The sequence below is a fragment of the Arthrobacter zhaoguopingii genome (assembly GCF_009828595.1).
GTDB lineage: Bacteria > Actinomycetota > Actinomycetes > Actinomycetales > Micrococcaceae > Arthrobacter_D > Arthrobacter_D zhaoguopingii.
In genome coordinates, this window is record NZ_WPNY01000006.1 from 198,682 (window position 1) to 224,503 (window position 25,822).

General features: G+C 60.2%; 16 protein-coding genes. 8 read left to right on the forward strand and 8 right to left on the reverse strand.

All coding sequences use genetic code 11. The features are described 5' to 3' along the window. Nucleotides 1–11: 11 nt before the first annotated feature. The gene (locus tag GVV86_RS10340) at nt 12–1,328 is read right to left on the reverse strand and encodes an ABC transporter substrate-binding protein (protein ID WP_159802734.1); all 1,317 of its coding nucleotides are present in this window, start codon (nt 1,326–1,328) and stop codon (nt 12–14) included. A gap of 472 nt (nt 1,329–1,800) precedes the next feature. Then, nucleotides 1,801–2,922 (reverse strand): tellurite resistance TerB family protein, encoded by a 1,122-nt coding sequence (locus tag GVV86_RS10345; protein WP_159802735.1) that lies wholly within the window; start codon nt 2,920–2,922, stop codon nt 1,801–1,803. 257 nt (nt 2,923–3,179) lie between these two features. Between GVV86_RS10345 and GVV86_RS10350 the strand changes: the two genes are divergently transcribed. The 4 genes from GVV86_RS10350 to GVV86_RS10365 all read left to right on the forward strand — a co-directional run bounded on the left by GVV86_RS10350 (nt 3,180) and on the right by GVV86_RS10365 (nt 8,798). Beyond that, the gene (locus GVV86_RS10350) at nt 3,180–4,262 is read left to right on the forward strand and encodes a LolA family protein (protein WP_159802736.1); all 1,083 of its coding nucleotides are present in this window, start codon (nt 3,180–3,182) and stop codon (nt 4,260–4,262) included. 61 nt (nt 4,263–4,323) lie between these two features. Further along, nucleotides 4,324–5,277, forward strand: a complete 954-nt coding sequence (locus GVV86_RS10355; RefSeq protein ID WP_246669947.1) for an ABC transporter ATP-binding protein — start codon at nt 4,324–4,326, stop codon at nt 5,275–5,277. A gap of 37 nt (nt 5,278–5,314) precedes the next feature. Beyond that, the gene (locus GVV86_RS10360; protein ID WP_281406957.1) at nt 5,315–6,145 is read left to right on the forward strand and encodes an ABC transporter permease; all 831 of its coding nucleotides are present in this window, start codon (nt 5,315–5,317) and stop codon (nt 6,143–6,145) included. 1,102 nt (nt 6,146–7,247) lie between these two features. Next, a complete protein-coding gene (locus tag GVV86_RS10365) occupies nt 7,248–8,798 on the forward strand; it encodes an HNH endonuclease (protein ID WP_159802738.1) in 1,551 nt (516 codons plus the stop codon). 994 nt (nt 8,799–9,792) lie between these two features. Here the strand turns inward: GVV86_RS10365 and GVV86_RS10370 are convergent. Beyond that, nucleotides 9,793–10,047: a hypothetical protein gene (locus GVV86_RS10370; RefSeq protein ID WP_159802739.1), complete on the reverse strand. Its 255-nt coding sequence runs from the start codon at nt 10,045–10,047 to the stop codon at nt 9,793–9,795. A 282-nt stretch (nt 10,048–10,329) separates the two neighbouring features. Here GVV86_RS10370 and GVV86_RS10375 point away from each other — a divergent pair, with 282 nt between their 5' ends. From GVV86_RS10375 to GVV86_RS10385, 3 genes are all read left to right on the forward strand, one after another. Further along, nucleotides 10,330–11,469 (forward strand): ScyD/ScyE family protein, encoded by a 1,140-nt coding sequence (locus tag GVV86_RS10375; RefSeq protein WP_159802740.1) that lies wholly within the window; start codon nt 10,330–10,332, stop codon nt 11,467–11,469. Nucleotides 11,470–12,242: 773 nt separating this feature from the next. Then, entirely contained in the window at nt 12,243–13,655 is a 1,413-nt protein-coding gene (locus GVV86_RS10380; RefSeq protein ID WP_159802741.1) for a hypothetical protein, read from the forward strand. Nucleotides 13,656–13,778: 123 nt separating this feature from the next. Then, a complete protein-coding gene (locus tag GVV86_RS10385; protein WP_159802742.1) occupies nt 13,779–15,233 on the forward strand; it encodes a DNA cytosine methyltransferase in 1,455 nt (484 codons plus the stop codon). Here GVV86_RS10385 and GVV86_RS10390 read toward each other — a convergent pair. The 4 genes from GVV86_RS10390 to GVV86_RS10405 are packed head-to-tail and all read right to left on the reverse strand — an operon-like array spanning nt 15,223 to nt 22,600. After that, the gene (locus tag GVV86_RS10390; RefSeq protein WP_159802743.1) at nt 15,223–17,304 is read right to left on the reverse strand and encodes an AIPR family protein; all 2,082 of its coding nucleotides are present in this window, start codon (nt 17,302–17,304) and stop codon (nt 15,223–15,225) included. The genes GVV86_RS10385 and GVV86_RS10390 overlap by 11 nt on opposite strands. Then, complete coding sequence (locus GVV86_RS10395) at nt 17,294–18,283, reverse strand: PD-(D/E)XK motif protein (protein WP_159802744.1); 990 nt, start codon at nt 18,281–18,283, stop codon at nt 17,294–17,296. Before GVV86_RS10395 ends, GVV86_RS10390 begins: the two co-directional genes overlap by 11 nt. A 2-nt stretch (nt 18,284–18,285) precedes the next feature. Continuing rightward, nucleotides 18,286–21,186: a Z1 domain-containing protein gene (locus tag GVV86_RS10400; protein ID WP_159802745.1), complete on the reverse strand. Its 2,901-nt coding sequence runs from the start codon at nt 21,184–21,186 to the stop codon at nt 18,286–18,288. Continuing rightward, a complete protein-coding gene (locus GVV86_RS10405; RefSeq protein ID WP_159802746.1) occupies nt 21,179–22,600 on the reverse strand; it encodes an ATP-binding protein in 1,422 nt (473 codons plus the stop codon). The genes GVV86_RS10400 and GVV86_RS10405 overlap by 8 nt, the downstream gene beginning before the upstream one ends. Nucleotides 22,601–22,864: 264 nt before the next feature. Between GVV86_RS10405 and GVV86_RS10410 the strand changes: the two genes are divergently transcribed. Further along, nucleotides 22,865–24,568: an NERD domain-containing protein gene (locus tag GVV86_RS10410; RefSeq protein ID WP_246669948.1), complete on the forward strand. Its 1,704-nt coding sequence runs from the start codon at nt 22,865–22,867 to the stop codon at nt 24,566–24,568. 98 nt (nt 24,569–24,666) lie between these two features. On the opposite strand, the gene GVV86_RS10415 is transcribed toward GVV86_RS10410, so the two are convergent. Beyond that, nucleotides 24,667–25,563 (reverse strand): hypothetical protein, encoded by an 897-nt coding sequence (locus GVV86_RS10415; RefSeq protein ID WP_159802747.1) that lies wholly within the window; start codon nt 25,561–25,563, stop codon nt 24,667–24,669. Between the last annotated feature and the right edge of the window lie 259 nt (nt 25,564–25,822).

Sequence of the window (25,822 nt, forward strand, 5' to 3'; positions counted from 1 at the left end):
GGCCGAGGTGATCACTTGCCGGTGATGGCGTTGGCTTCGGCCACGGCCTGGTCGAGCGCCTCGGAGGCGGTCAGTTCACCGTTGAGGGCGAGCTGGATCTTGCCGATGACGGCCGACTTCACGCGGTCATCGAACTGCACGGGGACCAGGTTACGGGCGTTTTCGAGCTGCTCGGCGGCGATACGGCGGGCCTTGGACTCGACGGTTCCGTCCGAGTCGTCGGTGAAGTACGGGTCCTCGAGGGCCTCTGTCACCGAGGGGAAGATGGTGACGATCTTGGAGAACTCGAGCTGGTTCTCGGCATTGGTCATGTATTCGGCGAACTCAAGGGCGGTGGCCTTGTTGTCGCTGCTCTCGGGAACGAGGAGGCCCATGACTGAGACGTTGGTGGGGCCGCCGTCGCCGGTGATCTGGGGTCCGACGTCGGTGGCCTTGGCGATGTCCGGGGCGTTCTCCTCAATGATGGAGAGGAAGTTGGCGCCGGAGGGGAACAGGGCGATCTGGCCGGCTTGGTAGGCCTCGGTCTCCTTGGAGTGGTCCTGCGTCAGCGAATCCGACGGGAAGACCCCGTCCTTGTAGAGGTCGGCGAGTTCCTGGACGTAGGCCTCGGCCTCCGGGGTGTTGAAGGTCCATTCGGTGCCGTCCTCGTTCATCAGCGGGACGCCGAGGCGGGCGAGGTCGGGGATGAAGCGGTTTTCGAGGGCCGGGTGCATGCCGTGGATGTCGCCGCCCTTTTCCTTGATGGTGCGGGCGGCGTTGAACAGTTCCTCGTAGGTGGCAGGCGGCTGCTCGGGGTCCAGCCCTGCCTTTTCGAACATCGCCTTGTTGTACATGGTCACTTCGGAGCTGAGGTACCAGGGGAAGCCGTAGGAGCCCTCTTCGCCGGGGACCTTGAACGCGTCCCAGGCGCCTTCGACGTAGGTGTCCTTCAGGTCGGGCACTGCCTTCTCGAGGTTGACGAAGGCGCCCTGTTCCTCGAGGGGTTGGGCGAAGTTGGGGTTCAGGTTGACGACGTCGGGCAGGGAGTCGGCCTGGGCATCGGTCGAAATTTTCTCCTGGGCGCCTTCGAAGGGAATGTCGATCCACTTCACCGTGGTGCCGGGGTGTTCGGCCTCGAAGTCGTCGATGACACCTTCGATATAGTCGGTGAACGTAGGCTTGAGCTGAAGCGTGGAGAACGTGATTTCGCCCTTGACTTCGCCTTCGGCTGCGTTGGCTTCGGCACTGTCCGACCCCGAGTTGAGTCCGCAGCCGGTGAGGCCGAGGACGAAGACGCTGGAGAGCGCGAGGGCGGTGGTGGAGAACTTCTTCATTGACTGTGCTCCCATTGACAGAATGGCCACCTGAAAAGGTGAGGAAAGTAAGTGGTTCGTACCAGTTACTCGATCCTCGCCTATGAGGAGACTGCAGGTCAATAGGTTTGGGGAATTGGACCGGACCAATGATCTCGACGATCCCTCTAAGGCGCGAGCCATAGCCGTCTCCAGGGGCTACCCTGCTCGCCGTGCGAGGATTTGCGCTGGGTGAAGATAATCAACATTCAAGGGGACATTGCGTCCGGGGTGGCTCGCCGCTGGGAACCTTTCAGTTCGGCCCCTAATACTGCGCGTGCTCGCGGCCAAACAATGATCGCTCCCAATGGAACGCTGGCAGGCGAAATGAAGGAGTGCATCCCAGTGGTGGTCGCCCGAGCTCACCAGACGCAGCAGAGATTCGAGGACCCCCTCCCGAATCTCGCCCGAGGGTGGCGAGGCCAAAAAGGTGCAGAGCCCTAAACCTCCTACCCGCCCATAACAGGGCTCAGCCCCGGTCAACCCTCTCTCGAATCTGAGAGATGATTGCTTCTTCACGAGCGTTGATGGCACCATCCACAGCAGCCACCCGGTTGGCCACGTCGAGAATGTCACTTAGGTCCCCCGGCTCGGCGTCTACACGTCCCCACACTTCGGCGGGATCGACGTCGACGAGGTGACTGAGCTGCTCGTCGACGACTTGATGCTCATCCCGCACCAGGCTTACCAGGTGCCGAATCAACAGGGCCTCATCGTCGGAGATCTTGCGGTCGGCCATGATCACGAGCCATGCGACCCACAGCATGAGCTGCGGGTGCTGACTCCGCTTGCTCAAATTCTTGGCGAGTTCGATCACCCGCGCCTCGTTCCGGAAGACTGCTTGAGCGTGTCGCCCCGCGACCAATGTCGTGTAGCGGTTCAACACCACCGCGAGCGGAACACCGACGAGTGGGATGCCGATCTTGATGACGTTTCGCTGCAGGAGGTACTTTCCGACGACGGGAAGCCCCTTTGCAGCGGTCAGAACTGTCCCGGAGTAAAAGCGCTTGATTACCGGCCGCATGAGGGCGGGGACGGCCTTGGCTGCACCCTCACGCACGGCTTCCCCGCTCTTGATCGTAAAAGCCACACGGATGAGCTTCCACAGGTCCTCGGGGTCGGACAAGTCGAGCGGGACCCGATAAAGTACCGCGACGTCGTAGGCTAAGCGAAGCTGAAGCTGGGTAATGAACGCGACGTCGATCATGACCGTTGCGATCGCGGCCGGAACAGTTGCCGGCGACGAACCACCAAGGGTCCCAAGGGTGGCGGCGATCGTCGCGGTGTAGGCACCGGCAGAGAGCCCACCTTCGATCGCGGCATACCGAGCCGCCATCTTGGTCCGCTGGTCAATAATGGCGTCCGCAGGGACGCCCTCATACTTTTCCTGAAAGTACTGCCAGGTAACCTTATCGGTGTAGGAGCCCAAAGCCCTTGCACATAGCTTGGTGAACCAGCCGCCCGACTTGATGTCATCCGGGCTCAAACCTTTGATGAATTCCCGCAGGTTGGCTCGCTCATCGTCAACAATCTTCCGGTCAGCATCAGTGGCATCATCGGCGTCGACGAGCTCAATTGGAGCGTCGGGCATGGCAAGTCCCCCAAGTAGGTTCAATAACTGGCTAGGCTGCCAGCTCTTCGCACTACCGCGCTGACGTCTCAATAGGGTAACCCGGCGGCCAGCACATTTTTGGCGGACGCCCCGTACACCCGCGCCCCCACGTCCAGTACCCAGCAAGTCGGACCGCGTGAACCACATCCCACCCCGAAATCCACGGCGTCTTCCCAGCTAGCAGGAGTACCGTTAACGGAGCATGGGGGTAAGGGAATCACCCGGAAGGCACGATCATGGCAAAGAACTGGCAGCGTTGGCTTCCCGCCGGCATCGTCCCGGCGGTAATTGTGGCGGCAACCGTCGTCGGGCCCAACCTCGCGCAGGCAAGTCCCAAGCTGCCCGCGAAGACCGCCCAGGAACTCCTGGAGCTGGTCGCCGACAGCACCGACAGCGCCTTCTCGGGCACCCTTGAGCAGTCCTCAGAGCTCGGCCTGCCGGAGCTGCAGTCCATGGGCCCTGGCGGTGGAAGCACCGACGGCCCGGCCGCGGCCCTAGAACTGCTCACCGCCGACCACACCGCCCAGGTCTCCATCGACGGCCCCGACAAGGCGCGGGTCCAGGTGCAGGACCGGCTCGGCGAGCGCAACGTCATCCTGAACGGCGACGAGGTCTGGTATTACGACTTCCGCGAGCAGGAAGCGGCCCAAGCGGTCCGCCCGGCGGAAATCACAGAGGCTCCGATGGCCGAGGCCTACACACCGGGTCAGATTGCCGAGAAGTTCCTATCCACTATCGACCCCTCAACCGACATCACCGTGGGCGACAACGCCCGGGTTGCGGGCCGCACCGCCTATGAACTTGTGCTCACACCCAGCACCGATGACACCCTCGTCGGCGCCGTGTCCCTCGCAGTGGACTCCGAAACCGGTGTTCCCCTGAGCTTCACCGTCGCCGCGCAAGGCCAGTCCGAGCCCGCGTTCTCGGTCGCCTTCTCAAGCATCGACTTCAGCGCTCCCGTTGCGACCCTGTTCGAGTTCACTCCCCCGGCGGGCACCACCGTCACCGAGGTGCCGGTGAAGGAGCACCGCGATCACAAGATGCCCGACCGGGATCCCGGCACCGAGCCGAGGGTCCTTGGCGAGGGCTGGAGCTCGATCGTCGCTCTGCCGGCCGGTTCTGCGTCCGATGTCTTCACGGCCACCCCGAACAGTGAGGACGCCGCCGAGGCGCAGGCACTGTTGCAGCAGGCCTTCGTTCAGGTGGACAGCGGGCGCGTCCTGCAGACCTCGCTGGTCACGGTGTTCATCGCCGACGACGGACGCGTCTTCGCCGGGGCTGTCAGTGCCGACCAGCTGATCGCTGCCTCCCAGCAGTGACGCCGGGGGCGCCGCGGGGGCAGGCAACCGACCGTCGTCGGGCCCGCCTCGGGGTGCGCCCGTGAGCGCGGCCGCCACCGAGCTGGCTATTGAGACCCGCGGGCTGACCAAGACCTTCGGCCACCAGCGCGCCGTAGATGAGATCGACCTCCAAGTACCGCGGGGGTCGGTCTTTGGCTTCCTCGGACCCAACGGCTCAGGCAAGACGACCACCATTCGCATGCTGCTCGGCCTCGCCGCCGCGTCAAGCGGGGAGATCCGGCTGCTCGGTGGCGCCATGCCCGAGTCCTCCCGGGACGTCCTGCCCCGCGTCGGCGCCCTCGTCGAGGGCCCGGCCATCTACCCGTTCCTTTCGGGCCGGGCGAACCTTCAGCGGTACGACGACGCCGACCTACTCACCTCCCGGGCCACCCGGAACAAGCGCGTCGACGCTGCCCTGGAACGGGTGGGCCTCGGCCATGCCGCCCGGAAGCGCGCCCACGCCTATTCGCTCGGCATGAAGCAGCGTCTCGGCATCGCCAACGCCCTGCTCACCCCGCGGGACCTGCTCATCCTCGACGAACCCAGCAACGGGCTTGACCCGCAGGGCACCCGGGAGGTCCGGAGCCTCATCCGCTCGCTGGCCGAGGGTGGCACCACCGTCTTCGTCTCGAGCCACCTGCTGGCCGAGGTGGAACAGATGTGCGACCAGATCGCCGTCATGAGCGCCGGACGGTTGGTCGCCCAGGGCACCCTCGACGAACTTCGGGCGCAGGGCACCGCCCACGTCCGGGTCCTCACCCCCGATCCGGGCGCGGCCCGCCGGGTACTGGAATCCTTGGGCCTCACCCCGGAGGCCGGCGGCCGGGACGACGTCGTGACGGCCGAACTTACCCTCAACGGCCTCCAGCCGGAGACGGTGAACGCGGCACTGGTGCGGGCCGATGTGCGTGTCCGAGGGTTTAGCGTGAGCGGAGCCTCGCTTGAGGAACGCTTCGTGGCATTGACCGGAGAGGGGTTCGACGTTGCCGGCTGAAGCGGTTCCCTCTCCCCAACACGGTAATAACCGCGTCGTGAGGGCCCGACCCTTCGCCGGCCGGGCGCTGCTTGGCTCCGAGGTCTCTGTCCTGTTCCGCCGCCGTCGGACCTGGGCCATGCTGGCCGCGCTCGCGGCGATCCCGATCCTCATCGCCGTGGTGGTGCGGCTCTCCGAGGGGCCCGAGCCCGGGCGCGGCCCGGCGTTCCTGGCGAGCATCACCCAGAACGGGCTTTTCGTGTCCCTGACGGCGCTGACGGTGTCGATTCCATTGTTCCTGCCGCTGACCATTGGAGTGGTGGCCGGGGACACCATCGCCGGTGAGGCGAACCTGGGCACGCTGCGGTATCTGCTGGTGGCTCCAGCCGGGCGGGTGCGGCTGCTGCTGGTGAAGTACGCGGGTGCGGCGGTGTTCTGCCTTGTCGCGACGCTGACGGTGGTGACGACGGGGGCGCTGATCGGGGCTGCGCTGTTTCCCATTGGGCCGGTGGCGCTGCTCTCCGGCACGACAGTGGGCTTCGGCGGTTATGCGGTGCGCCTGCTGCTGCTGGCGTTGTACGTGACGATGTCCCTGCTCGGCTTGAGCGCGATCGGGTTGTTCATCTCCACCCTCACCTCCGTTCCGGTGGGCGCCATGGCTGCCACAGCCGCCCTGGCCGCCGTCTCGCAGATCCTCGGTGCGCTGCCGCAGCTTGAGTGGATGCACCCGTGGCTGTTCACCCACTACTGGTTCGGGTTCGGGGACCTGTTGCGGGATCCGATCGCCTGGCAGTCCTTCGGCGACAATGCGCTCCTGCAGCTTGGCTACATCGCAGTGTTCGGGGCGTTGGCGTATGGGCGCTTCAGCACCAAGGACATCCTGACCTAAGCCAACGCCGTGACATACGGTGGCGGGGCCGGCATCCGAAGGTGCCAGGCCCCGCCGTCGCGCATCAACCCCCTAGAACACCCGGATGGGAAGCTCCGCCGGATCCATCAGCAGCGACTCATCAGGGGATGGACGCACGCGCTACGTCCAGCGCGGTGCAGTACCCCCCCCCCCCCGCCCGCCCCGGAGCTGCTCCCCACGCTGATGCATTCCTCGCGCCGGGCATTACTCGCTAGGGCAATCAAAACGCTCACCACTCCGCGGAATAGCTCGACGAGTTTTTGGCCGCAAGAGCGAGGTCGATTACAACGACCCAGCCGCCGCTTGGTGCACCGCGCCTCCCACACTCAAGTCTGCTGAGTGAGGATAGGCAATCGCTCAGGCCCAAGGCCCGCCCAGCCTTATGACCGGTCGACAATTAATCATCAGACGACGGCAAACATCACTCTCGCGGGTCGGCCAACAACGTCAGGCACGGTCATGCCCCGCACTCCCTAGACGATCGGCACGCCCTTCAGCACCGTGGTGGCTGGAAGCTTCGAACCGCCGGGTACAGCTAGCACCCGTTGGCGGCGATTTTCGCTGGAGCAGGCGTGAGCAGGCGCCAGTCGAGGCACAGCAACCTAAGCAACGGATTGGGAGACCGAACTCTGAAGCGCGGCCGCCGACTCAGACAACCAAGGGCGGAAGGATCCGCCAAACGGCGCATGGATGACAGTTCCGGAGTGGAGCTGGCGCTGCACTCCGCTAACCGGCCAATGTGAAACGGTTCACCACGCATTTGATGCCCACTCCGCGATCTAGCCCACAAGCTAGAGAAAGGGCCGCGAGGCGTGGACTTCACCACATCGCGATCGCTTGACTCCCGCGTCCGCATTTTCTCCTGCTTGGACTTCTGCGCGACCGACTGTGGTGCTCACCAAGTTTAAAAGGGCCCAATGAGGTACCGTGTTGCGCCTTCACCCGTGATGGGCCCGAGTAAACTTCACATACGCAACAGTCGAGCCTCGGCGCTAAATTGTGTGAAAGCGATTGGGGCTCGAACCTGGCGAGGACAACGAGAACCACCTGCCGCTCCACAGCCACCCAGTGAGGACAACGAATGCCCATAGAGATCTCAAAGACGCTTGTGAAGAAACTGCCCGTGGAAGAGCAGGGCAACGTTGAGAAGGCATTATGGGACAAATCCGGCGGCGTGTGTTGGCTCTGCGAAGAACCCCTCAACCGTTCTTCTGACGATATACACACCGATCATGATGTGCCCGAATCCGAAGGTGGGGCGACTACCCTAGCCAACCTCAACCTCGCGCATTCGGCATGCAACAAAGCAAAGCGCAACGCAAAGACGGTTCCAATTCGGCCATACCTTAAACTTGTCGCTTTCAGCAAGAAGAATGGGGGGCGACTAAAGTACGACGGCTTCCTGAAGCACTTTGACATTGCACCCCAAGAGATTGTACTGAGCCGCAACGGCGACTCAGCATCGTTCGAGCTGCCGGACGGAACCAAGCGGACGGTTCCTATATACAGCGAATCGAACGGGACCGGCGTGCACGAATATGTATTTCTGCCTCTTCCCCGCAATGCGATTTTTAATGATGATGCTTGTCAGCCACGCGTTGTGAGAACTGACCACGCGTGGAGCATTTACAGCGACATGCAGCGCAATGTGTTGCACGAACCACCAAGTTGCCGGCTCGAAGAATACCGTCTAGATCAGCCCATCAGATTGTTGCTTTTTGACGGACAACATAAAACGATTGCAAGTTGGATGATGGGCCGCGAGGAAGTGGCCTCGAAGGTTTACCTGAATATGAACGCAGCAAAAGCCAACGAACTAGTTAACTCAATACAAGCTAAGATAAAAAAGCTGCCATTGTCGCCTTTTGAACTGGCGGGCAAGATGGCCGATGAATGGGAGAATAAATTCTCCGAGTACGAAGTAGCCGTCGGAGCAAACGAGGTATCTGAGGATGGTTTCATCAAGTGGCTACCACAGACTGATCGTGCGCGCGGCAAGTCTGCTTTGCAATCGGCACTTATCCAGAATCTCCTAACTTCTCCGGACCTAAGGATTACGTCGCACGTCAAGTCAGCAGGAGGTGCAGGTCAGCCGTTTGGCTTCACTGAACAGCAATTGAAGTCAAAAGTGTTGGAGAGATTGTTGTCGAAGGATCCCCTCGCATTAAAGGGTGAGGCGGCGCAACGAGCGAGGGACATCGAGGCAACAAACATAGTCACTTTGTTAAACCGACTCAATGATCTGGCCTTCGAGCCGAGTGCAGACGACGGTACGCTGGGCCCGACGGAGTTGGAACGGGCCCGCCGAATGTGCTATCAAAGTTCGCTCGCGTACATTTCATCGCTGATTCGGCAGATGTGGGTTCGGGTCAGCCTAGCCGCGAATCCGAAGGATCCGATGTCTTCTGAGGTGAATGAAAACCAGGACGCCGAACTGGCTGATGCGATGCGGTTGATTGTCGAGCACCCGGTTTGGACTGCTGCTTTCAACAGGGATGAAAAGATGGCGGCAGTCAAAGTTGCTCTAGAGAAAAACCAGGAAGCAGCGCCGGCATTCGCCGGCGTCGGTTTCGATTTTGCTTACGTTGTGCTCGGCAAGCAAGCGCCGACCTACATTCAATATTGGGGGTAGCTCGGTATCCCCACTTCGGTGCCTGTACTAACTATTCGACGCCTCATTTGTTGAACGAGATCGTGAGAATTCGTCTAGCGGCCGATTCGTTGTCGGCCGCGGTCGGCAGCGGCCGGTCTGCTCTACGGTGGCCGATTCGCCTCTTAGAGCGCAGCAGCCGCGACCCTGACAGGTTCCGCCAACCCCTTTATAGTGACTTGGGCGCTCCCGAGGATGTGCGACAAGACAATAGATATTCCTGTGTCGCCGAACGTCGAAGTTTTGGGCTTCGACGTCTGCTCTATGTGGAGGGCTACTACAAGAACTGCTGGGGCAAGCTCCCGTCTTTCCTGACAGAGCCTTACAGTAGCGCCATCTGAATGGACGCAGCCGCCAGTGGGCGCGCAAATGACGAAGGTTCCGGCGCAAGCCTGGGTATAGCAGTACGACCCGGGGTGGAGTTCGGCACTAGGGCATTATGGTGGAGAGGCTCTTCAGCCCGCGCGTTAGATATCATCGTACTGGAGGACGGCCTCGCAGGTTCGTTGGTGTGGCCACAGGGAATGGTCCCACGCTAAATGGAATCTGTCGTTCACACGCTGCAGCGGTATTCACTTCTGGGGCGTGGAGGAGTTTAAATCTCGGTTAGTGATGCGGAAGACGTCGCGCGTGATCGAGGTGCCCGCCATCACGCCGGGTTTTCCAGCAGCATGCCCGAGGGAGTCCCAAGCGACCGCCGAAGGTCGTAAACAGCCGGTGTTGACGGAATTCGAATATGCTCGAGCCCGACAGCTCTACCGAATCGACGGCAGCGGCTCACACCACAGCAGCCGAGCGAGGAGCAGCGCATGATCGTCGCGAACGACCCGCTGAACCTTCAAGGGACAGACCGCTCGGCCAACTAGCAGAATGGCAAGGGGGACGCCTCCACCTAGCTGTCCTCAACAAGCCATCCGCTGCACCGAGGTCGAGACCCAAATTCCCGCGAAGGCCATGTCCTGTCAGCTGGCAGGCCTTACCACCACTCGTGCCCGCAGGAGAAGTTTCGGCACTGCCAGGCAGGTGTTCCCAGTTCACGCTCCCCCGTCTTCGGGTTCCGTCGCTCACGCAACTCAATGCAGCAGCCGGCAAACACGGTATTGGGCATGGTGGCCTGCTCGTCGGGCAGAATCATCCCATAGGCGATGCGCCACGCCTCGGACCGGCAGACCGGGCACAGGCGTCGTCGTCGGGCCCGCGGGGCGCTGGGTGTGTCATTTGCCGGTTCCATGCGCCCACCGTAGAGCGGCGCACCCACTATTGTTCGTGTCGCCGCTAGAGATTTTTGTAACCGGGATAGCAGCCGGACCTAGCAGCCGGACACCGTGCCGTGCAGCGCGAATCACACCGCAGTAATACCGTGGACAGTCGATCAGGGCCGTCATAGCATGAAGCGACGCCGCCCTTCCGGCTGACGACCGGGGTAGCAGTGCGCCAGTGGGAATCCCACTGCTCGGTTGCTGGGACCGCTTTACCGCGTCTTGATCACCCGCAAAACCTGAGGATTGATCCCATGAAGGGTAATACTGCGCGTCTTTTCAGCACCACACTTCTAACCGTCGCCCTTACCGGAACCGGCGTCGCTGCCGGCGCGGCCGAGGTCCAGCATCACGGAGGAGGGACCGTTTCGCCCGGCGACCAGACGGAGCTTGCAAATTCCTTGGTCGGCCCCCTACGCATTGCCGCCGGGCCGGGCGGGTCGACCTACGTCACCCAGAACTTCGCCGGGCTGCTGAGCAGCGTCGACGGCAATGGCGTCGTCACGAACCTGGTCGAACGCCCCAATATTGAAGTCGGCGGCGTCACCACACACGGGCCGGACACGTACTTCACCGAAAGCGTCGGCGGGCCGGGCGAAACGAGGCCGCTGGTTGCCAACGTGAGCGTGCTCCGCAATGGCGCCGTCACCGTGCTGGCCGATCTGGCCGCGTTCGAGACTGCCAACAATTTCGACGCGAAATCCGAGTACGGGCTGCAGAACACCCCGCAATCGTGCCTGGACCAGCTGCCGCCGCCGATCGCTCCGTATGCGGGACCGCACGGCGGTGAGGTGTATTCACATCCGTACGCGACGGCGCTGGATCCCACCGGTCACACACTGTTCGTGGCGGACGCGGGCGCGAACGCGATCTTCGCCGTCGACCTAGCGACCGGGGCGGTTCGGTTCATCTCGCTCATCGGACCCGTTCCGACGGTTCTCACGGCGGCGGATGCCGCCGAGTTCGGGTTGCCGGCCTGCACCATCGGAAAGACCTACAACTCGGAACCGGTGCCGACGGACATCGAGGTCGGGAAGGACGGCTACCTGTACGTCTCGTCGCTTCCGGGCGTGCCCGAGGGTGAGATGGCAGGGTCGGTCCTCAAGATCAACCCTGCGACCGGTGACGGGGCATCGGTGATCGTCGGCCTGCACACGCCAACCGGCTTGGCGCTCGACGACAAGGGCAACCTCTTCATCGCCGAGCTGATGGCCAACCGCATCTCGGTAGTGCCCGCGGGGACGACGAAGGCCGTGCTGTTTACCCAGGCCGTGCTGCCGGCCGACGTCGAGGTCGACCAGAAGGGCCTCTTGGCAACGACGAACGTGCTGCCGGCGCCAGACGCGCCGCCGAACGGCATGCTCGTGAGGTACGGGTTGGTGTACGGCCGCTGACACTAGTTCGAATGACGAAGCCGCGCCTTCCGCCAGCGAGGCGGGAGGCGCGGCTTTTCTCTTGGTGTCATCCATTCGTTGAATGAGCCGAGAACCCTTGAGCTGCTATGCCCTTCCCTCGCATTGCTGCAATCCTCGCTCCGGCCCCGCCGAGCGCTGACTCACAGCGGCCAGAAAGCTGAACTGAGGCACACGTGCTTTCCTAATTTTGTCAGAACTCGACCGTATGGTGATTTCGACACGGGCTTCGGGCGCTGACCCGCTGCACACGTCTCGCGGTAGCCGGCAATGGTGTTTCTCTGACGCTATTGTCGGCAACAGAACAACAATTACATGGGGGATTCGAAATGCCGGCTAGAAAAAATCGGAAAGCATCGTCTCAGGCAAAGACGCCTCCGCGAGGCAGCGCAGTAGGTCCTTTGCAGGATTTGTCGGCGCACGAGCTTGCGGACTTTCTACTTAGTCCATCGCGTCGTCGGCCAACCGTGGTCATCTCCCAATCGCCAAGGAGTGCACTTGGCAAGGTGGACGGGAACCACCTGGCCTTGGAACTCAAGGACGAAGCCGACGTCGTTGTTCTCACTTCAGGACCTCTTACATGGGAACTAGCGGAGTTGATGCCGAGCGACACCGAAGTTTTCGGTGACGCGGTGAGGATTTACCCCCCAGATCTTGGATGGGTGGAGAATCCTCACTTGAGTCCGCTCCATCTGGTCCGGTCAGACACCGACCTTCAACCAGTCACTGAACGAGTACTCCGCCAAGCTATTGAGATGAACGACGGCGTCAACTGGATTACGCAGCCTGTTGAACCCAACTCGGCCGTCACACGCTCCGGAACGGTATTGAACTTCCTAGCGGGCGCTTCCCGGGCTATCGTCGAATTCGATAACGGCGAGCGGGCCACCATCAGAAATGAATCCCTCCTGCCGGATGTTCCGTTGGATTGGTTGTTCGCAAAGGGGCATCGAGTCACTGGCCGCTACGATCCGGCGACCGGGGAACTCCGGTGCATGCTCCTTGTGGGATCCCTGAGTGTTCCTTCGCACTACCCGCCAGAGTGCACGACTCTCGCGCTGGTGGAGTCGATCTCACTTACGGACGGTCACCTGAGCCTGTTTCCCGGTGCTACTTTCCCGTTAGGGCTGAGTGACATCACTTCAAATGAGCTGGACACTCTTGATGATTTGCTTACCGTTGGCGAAGTGGTGGCAGTCAGAGTTTCGTATGCGGCCGGCGCCGTTCGACTATCGATGTTGGACGTAGACGACACTGACCCCATGACCAAGCCACCGGTCCTCGTTGAAGGGGGCACTCCATGGCTGGAGTATGGTCGAAATCTCCCGCTGCACGAGTCACGCCCTAGAGATTTAGAGGTTCAACTCTCGGAGGACTGGTCGCCCGCGCAGGGCACCGCATTCAAAGCCCCAGGCACCGATCCGGAGTCTCCCTCAGCAGGGATAGGCGATAGAGCCGCCAATCGAAAAGCACTGCAGGACACTCTTCGCGCCCTCGACTCGGCTCGATCCGAGATTGCACAATTGAAACATCGCTTACACACCGCCGAGATCATCAAGACACCTCTCTCGAACCAATCCGTCCGGGTGGCGAAGGAACGACTCTCATCGACCGAGCTCGAGTCCAAACTTCACGCGGCAGAACGAAAAATTGAAGCCCAGCAACAGTCACTGATAGCGGCCTCGGAGAGACTGGCGGACCTCCGGAAGAAGCTGCGGGGAGCGCGAACAGAGTCAGGTGCCACCCACCATGCGCCGGTTTTTGCTGATGAGGAGGAGCAAGTCCGGCACGAGATTTACCTCACATGGGCTTCTCGAATCTCACCGGCTGACAAGGGGGCTCATCCCCTTCGGGAGTACGCCTTGGGTCCCCACTTCACCCGCTCAATGAAGAGTTTGAGTGAGGACAAGAAACGCAAGGCGCTCCGTGCCGTCGTTGATCTTGTAGCCGGTTCGGTCGACGCTCTTGCCGCGCATTCTCCTCACGTCTTGCGCGATAATCCAGCCGGTGGCGCCCCAGCTGTCACCCGCAACAACGGCTCGGAAGTATGCTGGCGACTCGCGATCGAGCAGAACTCCGAGGCGGCGCGCCGACTCCACTATTGGAAGCGCGCGGACGGGTTGGTGGAGCTCTCCCGGGTGGTTGTGCACGACGACTATAAACCGTGACCGGTCCTCGCCTCCGCAGTTTCCCCTCCCTCGCCCACCCACGTCTTCTCCACATAGCTGCATGCGGTCCGCCCGCCCTTGCACTACCTGGTATCCTGGAGTGTCACGACTTGAAGGGCTGAAGTGTTTCCTCTTATTGACCTATTCGCCGGTCCCGGCGGCCTGAACGAAGGCTTCTCCAGCGTCACTGCAGGAGAGGGTGAGTATGCGTTTGAGAATCTTGCCTCGTTCGAGATGGATGCGTACGCTTGCGAAACTCTCCGCCTACGTGAGACCTTCCGCCACCTCACGAGAACCGGCGCGGACACATCGGGTTATTTCGATTACATCCTGGGGCGCAAGCCTTGGTCTGAAATTTTCCAAGGCGCGTTCGCAGAGGCTTACTCCCTTTCCAAGGACAAGGTGTATCGGAAGGTCTTGGGTGAGGACGCCAGACCCGACGTGGACAACATAATTCGTCAAAAGCTTGCTCAGCAGGAGGAAGGCAGCCACTGGGCTCTGATCGGTGGACCGCCCTGCCAGGCATACTCGCTCGCCGGCCGATCTCGACGCACCGGAGATGCCACTTTTGCGTCGGACCACAAGCATTTCCTCTATCGGGAATACCTTCACATCCTCAGCGAATTTAAGCCAACTATCTTCGTGATGGAAAACGTTAAGGGCCTGCTGTCCTCCAAGAACGGAGACGACAGCATGTTCCAAACCATCTTGGCCGATTTGAGTGCACTGCCTAGCGGTGTCAGATATGAGATCCGCTCCCTTGTCGTAGACAAGTCTCCGAGTGATCTCGCTCCATCGGACTTCATCATCCGGGCCGAAGAGTACGGGGTGCCCCAAAAACGGCACCGCGTTATCCTGCTCGGGGTCCGCTCAGATGTCGCCTCGTTGATGCCGAGGAGGACCCTTCAGCGGGCGGACGGGGTAGTAACTGTGAGGGAAGCTGTCGCGGATCTCCCTGCCGTGACCGCCGCTACCTCAAATCGCGCGCCAAAAGCACAGATTGACTGGGCCGCTGCTGAACTCGCCGCCCTTGAAGACGTAGCGAAGCTTGAACCGGCTCAGGCGGTGGTTTCGATGCAGCAAGGGCAACGAGCTGCACGTGCCTACAGCTCATGGATTCGAGATTCTAACGTCCACAAGCCCGCGCAGCACCAGCCAAGGCCGCATATGGTCTCCGACCTGGTGCGTTACCGGGTGATGACCGCGCTAGCGGAGCGGCTCGGCAAGAGCCCCAAGTACACAGATCTTCCATCCGCGCTCCACCCCGAACACAGCAATGTCACAAAGGCTGGAACACCCTTCACCGACCGTTTCCGCGTTCAGGTATGGGACGCTCCGTCGACGACAATCGTCTCTCATATCTCGAAGGACGGTCATTACTACATTCACCCGGAGAAGGAACAGGCGCGTAGCTTCACGGTGCGTGAGGCTGCGCGCCTGCAGACCTTCCCAGACAACTACTTCTTCGAGGGGCCACGCACCCAGCAGTTTCACCAAGTGGGAAACGCCGTGCCGCCCCTGTTGGCGAAGCAGATCGGCGATATCGTCGCGGCCATGTTAAGCGGTGTTAAGGGCTGAAGGTTTTGAACCCTTTGGCGTTCGCCGCGCTCACTAGCGCAAATAGGCGCGCCGCCTGCCTCTCGGAAGGGAGACCGGGCCGGCGTCCTGTCACTAGGTCAAGGATCCCGAGGTCGGTAGGGCCGCCTACTCTGTTGCTGAGTGCAAAATCGCGAAGTTCCGTCCAATGTTCCTTGGGGATTTCCAGCAGCCGCACCTGCTGATTGATTCCATTGTCGATCTTCTGTGTTTGTCGCGCGTTTCGCTTCGATTCCGCGACCACCGATGGATCAGCAAGGCTGGCAATAAATTCCACCGGCAGAGCGTAGGGGTATGCCGCAACGGTGTTCCAGCACTCCGCCTTCTTCGCCCATTCCGTCACGTTCCGGACGGGCCGCTGCTCGTTCGTAAGAATTTTTTGGACGACTAGGGCGAGGTCAAGCCCAACATTCAGCATGCTGTCGGGGACGGCTTGCCGCCTCCAGATCTCCTCGAAGTTGAGCAGCCGCCCGCGGCCCTGGGAATCAATAAGGTTGGCGAGCTTGGCGACGGTGTAGGCCACGATATTTGCCAGGTAGGCGCGCTCTTCCTGGTACCAAGAAGTCTTGATCACATGCGCGCGGATCGCGTTGAACAGGATCGCCTTAGCGACAGACTCCTTGAAGTAGGTTTCGTTGAATGCGGTTTCGTCCTTTTCCCATTTTTTCGCGACGATGTCGGCGAACGCTACGAAGTTTTTCTGAGCACCTGCACTCACGATGTGCGGGCGCTGCTCCCAGGACATCACATACTTGGCCAAGGCCGGCTTGTCGAACTTCTGGTGCTTGGGATACTGCTTATCGAATCGCGCCGCTGACGCAGCGGGCAGCTTGTTCTTCTCGTTCTCGTACTGCCCACGTGTTCGCTCGTAGTACCACTTGGTGTCGTAGGTAGCTCCAGCAACAGCGGGCGCCAAGATCCGGCGGGAAAGCTCTTCTATACGCACGTGGAACGGGCTGTTGGAGAAGAAGTCCGCCGCACTCACAGCGTTCTGACTGTTCGCATAGCGTGAGATGTTGGGAACAAGATCGCCGGCCAGCTCGGGCGCAACGACTACGAGTTTCATAGGAACGTGCACCTTTTCAAGGCTGCCCTTGGTTTTCGACTCCTTGTCCACGAAAAAGAGTGACGCTGTGGTCTGGCCTCCGTTGACGATCTGCAGATCTTCAATCATCACCAGTGCAGACGAACCGTGCTTCGTCTGCACGGAGGTTGCCGTTGCGGTGATGCCATTGTTGAACGCCATGAATCTCTCGGGAGAGGAAAAGACGGTGTCTCGGATGCCCTTGTTGACCTTGCCCCGGTTGGTGAGATAAGACCGGACATTACTCTCTAGGAGTCGACTTCCAAACTTGCCATACAGTGAGGCAAGGAGAGCGCCTGGCACGGACGCGAGATAAGTCTTGACCTCGCTTGTCGCCTCAACCTCAAGAGCCGGCAGTCCAGCATCCCCGGTCCACGGGCGAAGATCGATCAGCAGAGGTTCCCTGCCGGTCTGTGACTCCTGCAGCTGATGGAACCGCTCGATATCCCAGAGGTGAAGGTCAACGGGAATGCCGCTTTCGGATTCCGTAGGCAGTTCCCGAAGTCGCGCACTGAGCTTGTCATCTGTCAGCAGGTAAATGCGGTACCTGGACACGTTCGACGCTCGATTATGAAGGTCATATGCGAGTTGAAATGCCGCGGAACTCTCTTCGCGGCCCTCGAAGAACGAACCGTCCCGGGCCTCGGCCAAGAAGTTTTGAACCGCCTTCAGGTAATTCTTGGCGTCTGTCGATGAGAGAACGCCCATGCTCGTGGACCCCGAAAACGCGGTCACGATGAGGGCGACACTGTTGTCGGCATTCTCAAGGTCGTACCCGTTGACCTTCAGCTTGCGGCGCCTCGTGCCCGCACCTTCAAAATCCAGCGTGACAACGTCGTCGAATTCACCGGCCTCAGTCAAGATCTCTGTACAGCGCTGCGTGAAAGCAGTGGCAAGGAACTCACCCTCAGCATCGGCAATTGATCCAACCGCGGACAGCAGATTCGATCGGTAGTCTTCAACGTCCATCGTTAGTCCTTACAGTACGCAGCGCAGCAAAGGCTGCTTCTTCGTCGATCCGGTAGGGTGTGAGTCCGTCTATATCCAGCTTGTACCGCACGTTTGTGACTCCGCCAGGCAGCTCGGAGCTCGTTATTCGGGGAAACGAATCCGTCACCAAGTAGTAGTCAAATGACTTGCATAGCAGGTAGACATCGTCGTGACAGGCATCATCGGGGTCGATTCGAAGTTCCCCCAGAGCGTCTTCGAAAGCTTCTAAGCTCGCACCGGCAAGCGTTGCTAGGGATCTAATTGCTCGCAGCTTCGCACCGAGCGTCAGCGCCCCTTCAAACGGAATCGTGCTGTCCACTACCTCGCCTATGGCCAGCACGATGTCATCACCCGCCAGTTGGTACTCGGAGGCGATCTCGACTGCACGGGAGGTGGCGCGTTTACTCTTGACCTCGTATCGGCCTTGGGGGAATCCGAAATCTTGGTCTCCGCCATATGGTCCTTGCCACGCCTCGACTACCGATTTGACTCCCGCCCGAGGAGCCAGCAGGTCGAACGCAAAAGTCAACTCGGCATAAAGTCCCCTAATCTTCTCTATGCTGAGTTTCCGTTGATCGCTCTTGAGGAGTAAGCGCCATTCTTCGATGGACGCTAAGGCGCGGGCCAGTCCAGCATCTGCAGTGGACTCACCACTTACCTTTGCATATATCTGGCCGCACAGTTGCGCGAAGACGTCCGCCAACGCCTGATCGTCCAAGGTGAAGAGAAGGAGCCATGACTGGTCATGTTCACGCCTGACTCGGGAGACCTCCACAGCCGAGGACAAAGGTGGCAGGTCAGGTGATCTGCGTGAAATCAAGCCAAAGCTGAGCCGGCCGCGCAGGTCGCCACCGTAAACCAATCGCGTAGGGATCTCGGGGTCAAGCTCACGCAGACCAGTGAGACCTGCTCGCACCTCGCTGAGCCATCGGTCAACAGTCCAAGGAGTGGTACCCATGCCTAGTCTTCGTCCTCGATGTACAAGTCCTCGAAGTCATCCAACCAGTACTGTTGAGCGACCCTATTCAGCACGTACTTGACCCGCCCATTCCGTGAGCGTCTCTCCTCCGGGGTGGAAGGCGACGGCAATGCAATTTTCAGGGCAAGGAGCGCTTCCAAGTCGCGGAGCGATTCCACCAGCTCCGCGTCCCGATCGGTCGGAGAGCCCTCGATGCGTATGCCGCTGCTCTTGTCCTTGCCAGGACGTGCCTCGGGATTTGGATCAAGGCAGTAGATCATGAGCTGTGGTCTCGGGAGGAACCTGTAGAACGCACTTTCTGGAACGAAACCGGAGGCCGTCCGAAGGTAGGCGTCGACGGCGGCCCGCTGAGACTCTTCATCCATCAGTCGGCGGAGATCGTCACTTCCCGCGACGCGGGCGCGGGCCCCGCTCACCCACAGGGACGGGGGGAATTTTCGGGCCCCCTTTCCCGGCGTTGCCCGCAGCACGAGCTGCCGTTCCACCTTGATTACGCGGTTCTCGTCCGTGCCGTCCCCCAGGACGAGGGGTAGGCCACTTGAGTCTCTCAGCACCGAGGAATTATCGCTGCGCTTGCCGTTCATCAAGACAATGTCCCATTCCAAGAACTTTGTCCCTTGGCTTGCCCGGATCATCTTCTCCAACCCCGACCCGGTGAAAAAGATGTCATCACCTGCTGCCTTGAACTGGGCCAGAAAGTCCGCGACCAGATCTTTCGGTACACGATTGAGGCGATTGTAGCCTCGGGCTGTCCGATCGATGGGCGAGGCAGATTGCAAACCGGCGCTCAACAGCTTCTCGAGGGCCGAGAGGTTGTTCAACTGTTCCTCGGTACTTGTCGAAAGCCTGCGAGTTTCGAGGTTTCGCCCTAAAAGGTTCACCTCTTTTTCCGAGACGATTGTGTGCTTAGACTTGTTGCGCGCGGTGATTAAGAGTGACTCAGGGTGCTGCTGAACGGCTAGACCGAAGTCGCGCGGCGTCATGTCGTTCCGCCGCATCTGCGCGAGGTCCTCACGGAGTTCCTCGATGGCATCGGCTACGAACCTGTAGTCGGCCGCGGTTTTGTCGCTAATCCAAAGGCGACATAGGTCCTTGAAGCCGTCTCGGTATCCGAACCAGCGGGCCATCTGCATCATAGTGTCGGCAGCACCGACACTCCTGTGGAAGTAGCTCACCACCAGCCCTTCAAGAGTGAGCCCGCGGCTTAGGAGGTCTCCGCCAACAGCAATCTGTCGGACTGGAATCTGCTCCTCGTAGGCGTCATCTTCCCCCTGGCTATTTACTGACGAGTTGTAAACCTTAACTCGCATGTCGGACGCAGCGGCGTGCAGCTGATTGAGCACTGCATCCCAGTCCTCGCTGATACCGGGGTAGGTGTCCTCAAAGGTTCGTTTGAACTCGTCGAGAATCGCGTTACCGATTCCCTGCGCGTAGGCCAAGCTGTGGAGCTCGATAGCAGACTTATACCGGAACAGCTCCTCCCCGAGGAGCTCCCCGACCTTGTCTTGGACTGCAGTGAAGCGGGAAACGTTGACAAGCATGGAGCGCCGTTTTGGTGGTTGCACCCGAAGGTCCATCACGGCGTTTGCGAGTAGGAAGACCCGCACCGCCTTACGGAGACTTTCGGGCAAGCTGGAGACGGACTGCGTCTTCTTGTGCTTGATTGGGATCCACGACTGCGCGTCGGATACGTCCATTAGGGCATCACTGTCAGATTCTGACCGTCCGAACGTCGCCCTTATTCCGACGTAGTTCGATGGCGCCTCAAGGGGGTAAATATAGTCCTCAGGAAAGAGGTCATCGTACGCCTCGCCTTCGGACTCGACGACTCCCGAAGCCTCATGGTCGATGAAGATATTTGCGAACGGCGTCGCCGTGATTGCCACATAGGAGGATCGGCTGAAGCTCCCTAGGATTGTGCGGATGGCTGCGTTGATCGCAGTTGGATCCTCCTCCGCCGCTGTGTTGATGGATGCGTAGTCCGACTCGTCATCCAAGAGAAGCAATGGGAGATCGATTTTCCTGCCGCGTTCCGCCTGACTGCGCGCCCATCCTGTAACCGCGTTGAGGACATGCTTGTTCTTCTTAAGAACAAACACAACTGGGGCCGAGGAATCACTAGGCAAGGGCATGTTTGATGCCTTCTTGCTCGCTTGGAGATAGTCCATGAGGACCGTGGTCAAGCTGATTGTGTTTGCGACGCTTCGGTCAATCTGCCCTACCCCAATATGGACGTCCTTGGACAGGGATGCACCCTTAGGCGTGTCGATCCTCGCGGTATCACGACCGATGAATCCCTCGTCGACCCGTTCGTGTGTCTGCCTCCGGAGGTACTCCGTGTTCCCGGACAGGATGATGACCAACCGGTAGCCCGCGTCTGCAGCCTTGTTGATCAGCCCGAGGTAATTCTGTGTCTTTCCCGATTGCACATCGCCGATGATCAGCCCGCGCCGATTCCAAGGCCCAGCCGCCTTGGGATCGCCCGCGAGATCGAGGATATCGTCGGTGAATTTATCCAATCGATCCAGCATCTGGCCGGACCTACCTGCGCGCGCGAGCATCGTCCGGTAGGCCCGCCACCTCGTCCACCTGATGTCCGCCTTCGCACCAGGCAGCCATGGGATGTGGTTCTTCACCACCGGTCCTTGACCGGGGCCGGTCGGGATGTACGCGCCGACGCGGTCCATTACTCGCCGACGGAGCTGGGCAAGCTGTTCTTCGGTTGCATCGACAGCCATGATCGAGAGCACCCGATCGAATGCCTCCTCAACTTGTGGCTCGGTCAGTCCAACATGGCTCTCGCCGGTCTTGGGGTCCGTTAGCAGGCCCAAGACGGCACCTTCGACAGATGACAACGGAAGCAGGAACTTCATCTCAGACATTTTCTTTCACCGTCTCTTGCAGGATCCGCCGTGACTTGGGATTGGAGTCAAAAGGTTCGGAGTTGGCCATCGATTCTACAAACACTTCCGCCGTAAGCGTTCCTTGCAGCGATTCCCACAATGATGAAGCGAGGAGCGCCAGTTCATCGTCAGGGGTCTTGCTGTCCAGCTGGGTTTGGTCTTGGCCCATACGGTTGTAGACATCGTCTACCGGGAAACTTCTCTCAAGCAGTCGCAGCAACGCGTCGACAGACTCTCCACCACCCACTGGTTGAGTGGCCAAGGCAATGACAGCCGGATGATCTCTGTTGATTTCGTATCTGAAGGAATTCCGGTCGTCGTAGACGTTCCACAGCCGCGCCTGCTTGCCGTCATTCGTCCGACGCCCTCGGTATTCGTGCACCCGCCGGCTCGGAGCAATGATGTTTGTTGCAACTTGGCGCAGTCGACGCTGGATGCTCGGTGGGGGTACCGCTTGTGCCTTTTTGATGTCGAGTGCCCACAAGTGGTCAAGAGAATTCGGCACATCCACTCTGACGCGGGCGAGTTTCCCGAGTTCCTGTTTGGGGGCAATGCGAAACCATGTTCCCCAGATCACCAACCGTTTCTGGCGGTAGATGTAGAAGCCCTGGCTGTCGCGCATCGAGCCCTCGACTTGAGCCCGTTCCCTGTCGGCGGTGGACAGTTTGTTCAGGTGGGGAAGGGTGTACGGACGAAGCTCGATCATTTCGCCTTCGACGTCGATCTTCTCAATGGGCCCGGGAAGAGTTGCTTTATGGTTCTGCAGGAGCGGATCTGCTCCCTCTATCGGTCGGAAGTTAATTGCTATCGCGAGCTTCTTACCGTGCTCGCCGGCTAGGAACCTGTGGAAGACCAAGGCGAGGTGCTTACGCACCCCTACCATGTGTGCATTAAGGCCTGCTTCTAGGTCACCCACCGTTGCCTCAAGCTGATCGAGTTTCCTCCACAGAACGAGCGTGCCGGATTCGTGCTTGTCCAACGCACTGAAGCCCGGCAGTGCTCGGCATTCGTCCTCCGAGAGCTCAAGCAGACTCCAACTCTTCGTCTCCATCAGATAGTCGAGGTCCCATCGGTAGCCGCTCAAGACTCCGTCTTGTTTAGTGACCACAACCAGGTCTCTGCATTGGGAGATTGATGCCGTCTTCAGACCCAAACCGAACCGTCCAAGGTCATTCGCAGCGCGATGGTCGCGTGAATTCAGCCCGGCCAGGCGCATCGCGTTGCGAGCTACCGCGGCCGACATCCCGCTGCCGTTGTCAACCAGCGCAACGTGCGGTTCGGGCTGGGCGGCAAAAATCAGATCTACCTCAGTAGCATCTGCCGTAATCGAGTTGTCGATGATGTCAGCGACGGCCGTTTCCAAGGTGTAACCGACGGCACGCATGGATTCCATTAGATGTGGATCCGGCACCATTGCAATCGCGTGACTCACGCGTCCCCATTCTCTTTATGCTTCAACTCATGCTTGGTCAACTCTAGTACTTCACCACCCACCACGAGCTCATTGAAACTCGGTCAGCTCACAGCAATCTAAAAACCGCGACGGGAATTTATTAGAACCAAGACCTCGGGGCGCGGCAGGGCCAAGAAACACGGCGCTCTAAAAGCAGATGGAAAACCGTGGTCACCGTCTAGCCTCTAGTTGCTGGGTCGTAGCGTGAACGAGAGGAACCACTTGTACTGCATACCGCAAGAGCCGGAGTTCAGTGAGAGTCAGTGGGCCGAGCGCGCGGTGTGGGAAGTGTTGCGCTCCAGCCTGCCCGACGACGTCGTCCTGGCCCACTCGGTTCACATCCGTGATGGAAACGCCGAACACGAAATCGACATCCTCGTCCTGTGGCCCGGAGTTGGACTTGCGGCCATTGAAGTCAAAGGTGGGCTCGTCACCGTCGAGAACGGGCAGTGGTATCAATCCGGTGGCACGAGCGGCCGCCATAGGCTCAAAGAAGGCCCACTCGCCCAGTCGCAGGGGTCCATGCACGCCTTCCGAAACTGGATCAGTGATGAGTTAGGCACACCGTTGAGGAGCCGGTTCGCCTACATGGCCTGCCTGCCCTACACCTCCCTTCCTCAAGGTTGGGTAATGAGCGGATGCCCGCGCCCTCTTTTTCTTGATCAAGGCGACCTTAAGTCACCGGCCGATAAGATCCGCCGGGCCATCGAAACTCAGGGTAGTGGAGCGACGCCCTTGGCGCCCGCCTACTTAGAGAGAATTGCCCGGCGGCTCGAAGGAACGCTCGAAGCACCTCTGAACCCCGAAACGAATCCGCAGGAGCTTGAAGACCGGCAGGACCAGCTGACGGTACGTCAGGCCGTCCTGTTGTCTGCCACCCGCGACATTCCCCGCATTCGTTTCACCGGGGGTGCCGGCAGCGGCAAGACCTGGCTTGCCCTCGCAAAAGCACGCTCGTTGTGCCGAGAAGGTCAGCGGGTGGGGTTGTTCTGCTACAACAAGGGCCTGGCGCAACACCTACAGAACCGCGTTTCTTCCTGGCGCCACGCCAAGCCCGCTTTCACCGGTGAGTTTCACGACTATGTACGTTCCCTGGGCGTACCGGACGGGGACGGGCAGGCCTACTTTGATGAGGAAGTGCCACAACATCTCAGGGACAAGGCAGCGGAACTGCCGTTCGAGCAAAAGTTCGACGCGATCATCATCGACGAGGCACAAGATTTCGCGCCGCTCTGGTGGGAGGCTTTGACCGCTTGTCTGAAGGACCAGTCCAAAGGGCAGATTTATGCCTTTATGGACGACCGCCAGGATGTCTACCGCCGCTGGGGCGGCGTTACCAACGACTTCATACATGGCCCCGCTGCGGATCTGGTCCCTATTCATATCGATGAGAATCTCCGCAATACCCGCCGTATCGCGGAAACTTTCAAGTCGTTCGCCGGTGAGCACTTCACCCCCCGTGGCGAAGCCGGCTTGCCTGTGCGCCGTGTTGAATGCTCGACGGAGGATGCCTTAGAAGTTGCTGGGGACTGTATAGAAGCGCTGCTTGACGAAGGATGGGCCAACAACCAGATCGCTCTCCTCACCACGCATCACCGTCATCCGATCCACCTGGATTACTTTGAGCGGAAGGCCACACAAGAGTACTGGAGCAATTTCCATGCCGATGAATCCGAGTTCTACGGACATGTACTCGGTTTCAAGGGCCTTGAGCGCTCAGTCATCATCCTGTGCGTGGACGGCTTTAAGGAACTGGACCGGGCCCCCGAGCAGCTGTACGTCGGGCTTTCACGCGCACGGAGCTTGCTCGTCGTCGTTGGAGACTCAGCTCTGTTGAGGGAAGCCGGCGGTCCAGAACTTGCGCGGGTGTTGTCGAGCGCACAACAGTGGAAGCCGATGGTGCCGTAGCCAGTAACGATGAGTCGATCACCCCCAACCGGCGAGCGCTCGCTATAGCCCTCGCCGCCGGGCGATTGAGTCCCAGGACTCCGCGCACAAACGATCTCCTAGGCGGACCTCAGCTCGGCGAGGACCGAGACGACCTCCTGCACTGAATCGGCGGATATGTCGGCAAGCGGAACATTCGGTCGACGCTTCCACTGAGACTCCCTCAAGGTCGCCGCCGCGGTCCGAAACTCTTCGATTCCCGACAAGCGCTGCAGGAAGTGATTGAACCGTTTGACGTTGGGCTCCGACGCTGCCACTTTCGGCACACGTGTGAGGCTCAGTTCGATGGAGGTCGAGCCCGCTGCGTAATGGTAGAGGTACACTGCCCCCGTCCTGCCGGTGTCATCCAATGTGATCTGAAGCGACCCGGCTGGGATGCTCTTCGCCCGTTTAGCCGAGCCCACGAACGGTATGTCATGGCGTCGGGCCTCCTCAAGCAGGAAGTCGAACTTCACCAGATTTGCCGGATCGTTCGCAGCAATCCACGACCGGCACTCGACCTCCGTCCAACGCCCCTGGGCCCGCTCAGAATCGGCTGCTTTCGCGCTGGCCAGCTCCTCGCCGTAGGTCGTCGGCAAGAGGATCTCGGTGTGCTCGCTGATCATCCGCTTGTACTCAACGGCAATAACAGAGGTTGCCGGCCCAGAAGTCGCGTTGAGGTACTCGACGATCCGCTTCAGATCCGTATTGATAGCGTCGACCGCCAAGACGATATTGAACCGTCCCTCTGAAAGATTCGCCGCGACCGCAGTGGCGAAACCTGGTTCCACCGACACCATGCTGTCGGTGAGGCTCTTACCGGTTCGTTTGAACCAGCGTTCCTCGAATTCGTCCATCGACATCCGCCAAAAGGCGGATGCATAGTCGAACATCTGCCCGATGATCTCCCTCCGCACCTGCCGGTTCGACGCGAGTTTGCATTCGACGATAGTGAGACCGCCCGCCTGATCAACCACGATCAGGTCGGCGGAGCCTACACCGGATTGGAACTCCCGGCATGCGACCCCGTCATCGCCGACCCCGGGAATGAGACTCGGGTGCTCGGCGAGGATCTGTTGAAGATCGGCCTCTCTCGCGTAGAGGGACTCGGGACTGCCGACGGTTTGGTTGACTCGTGGGGTTGATAGTTTCTAGGCGACCAGCGCCATGTTGTTGATTGTCTCAAACTCGATCGGCGTGAGTCTGCCGAGTGCTTTCTGCCGTCTCCGGCGGTGA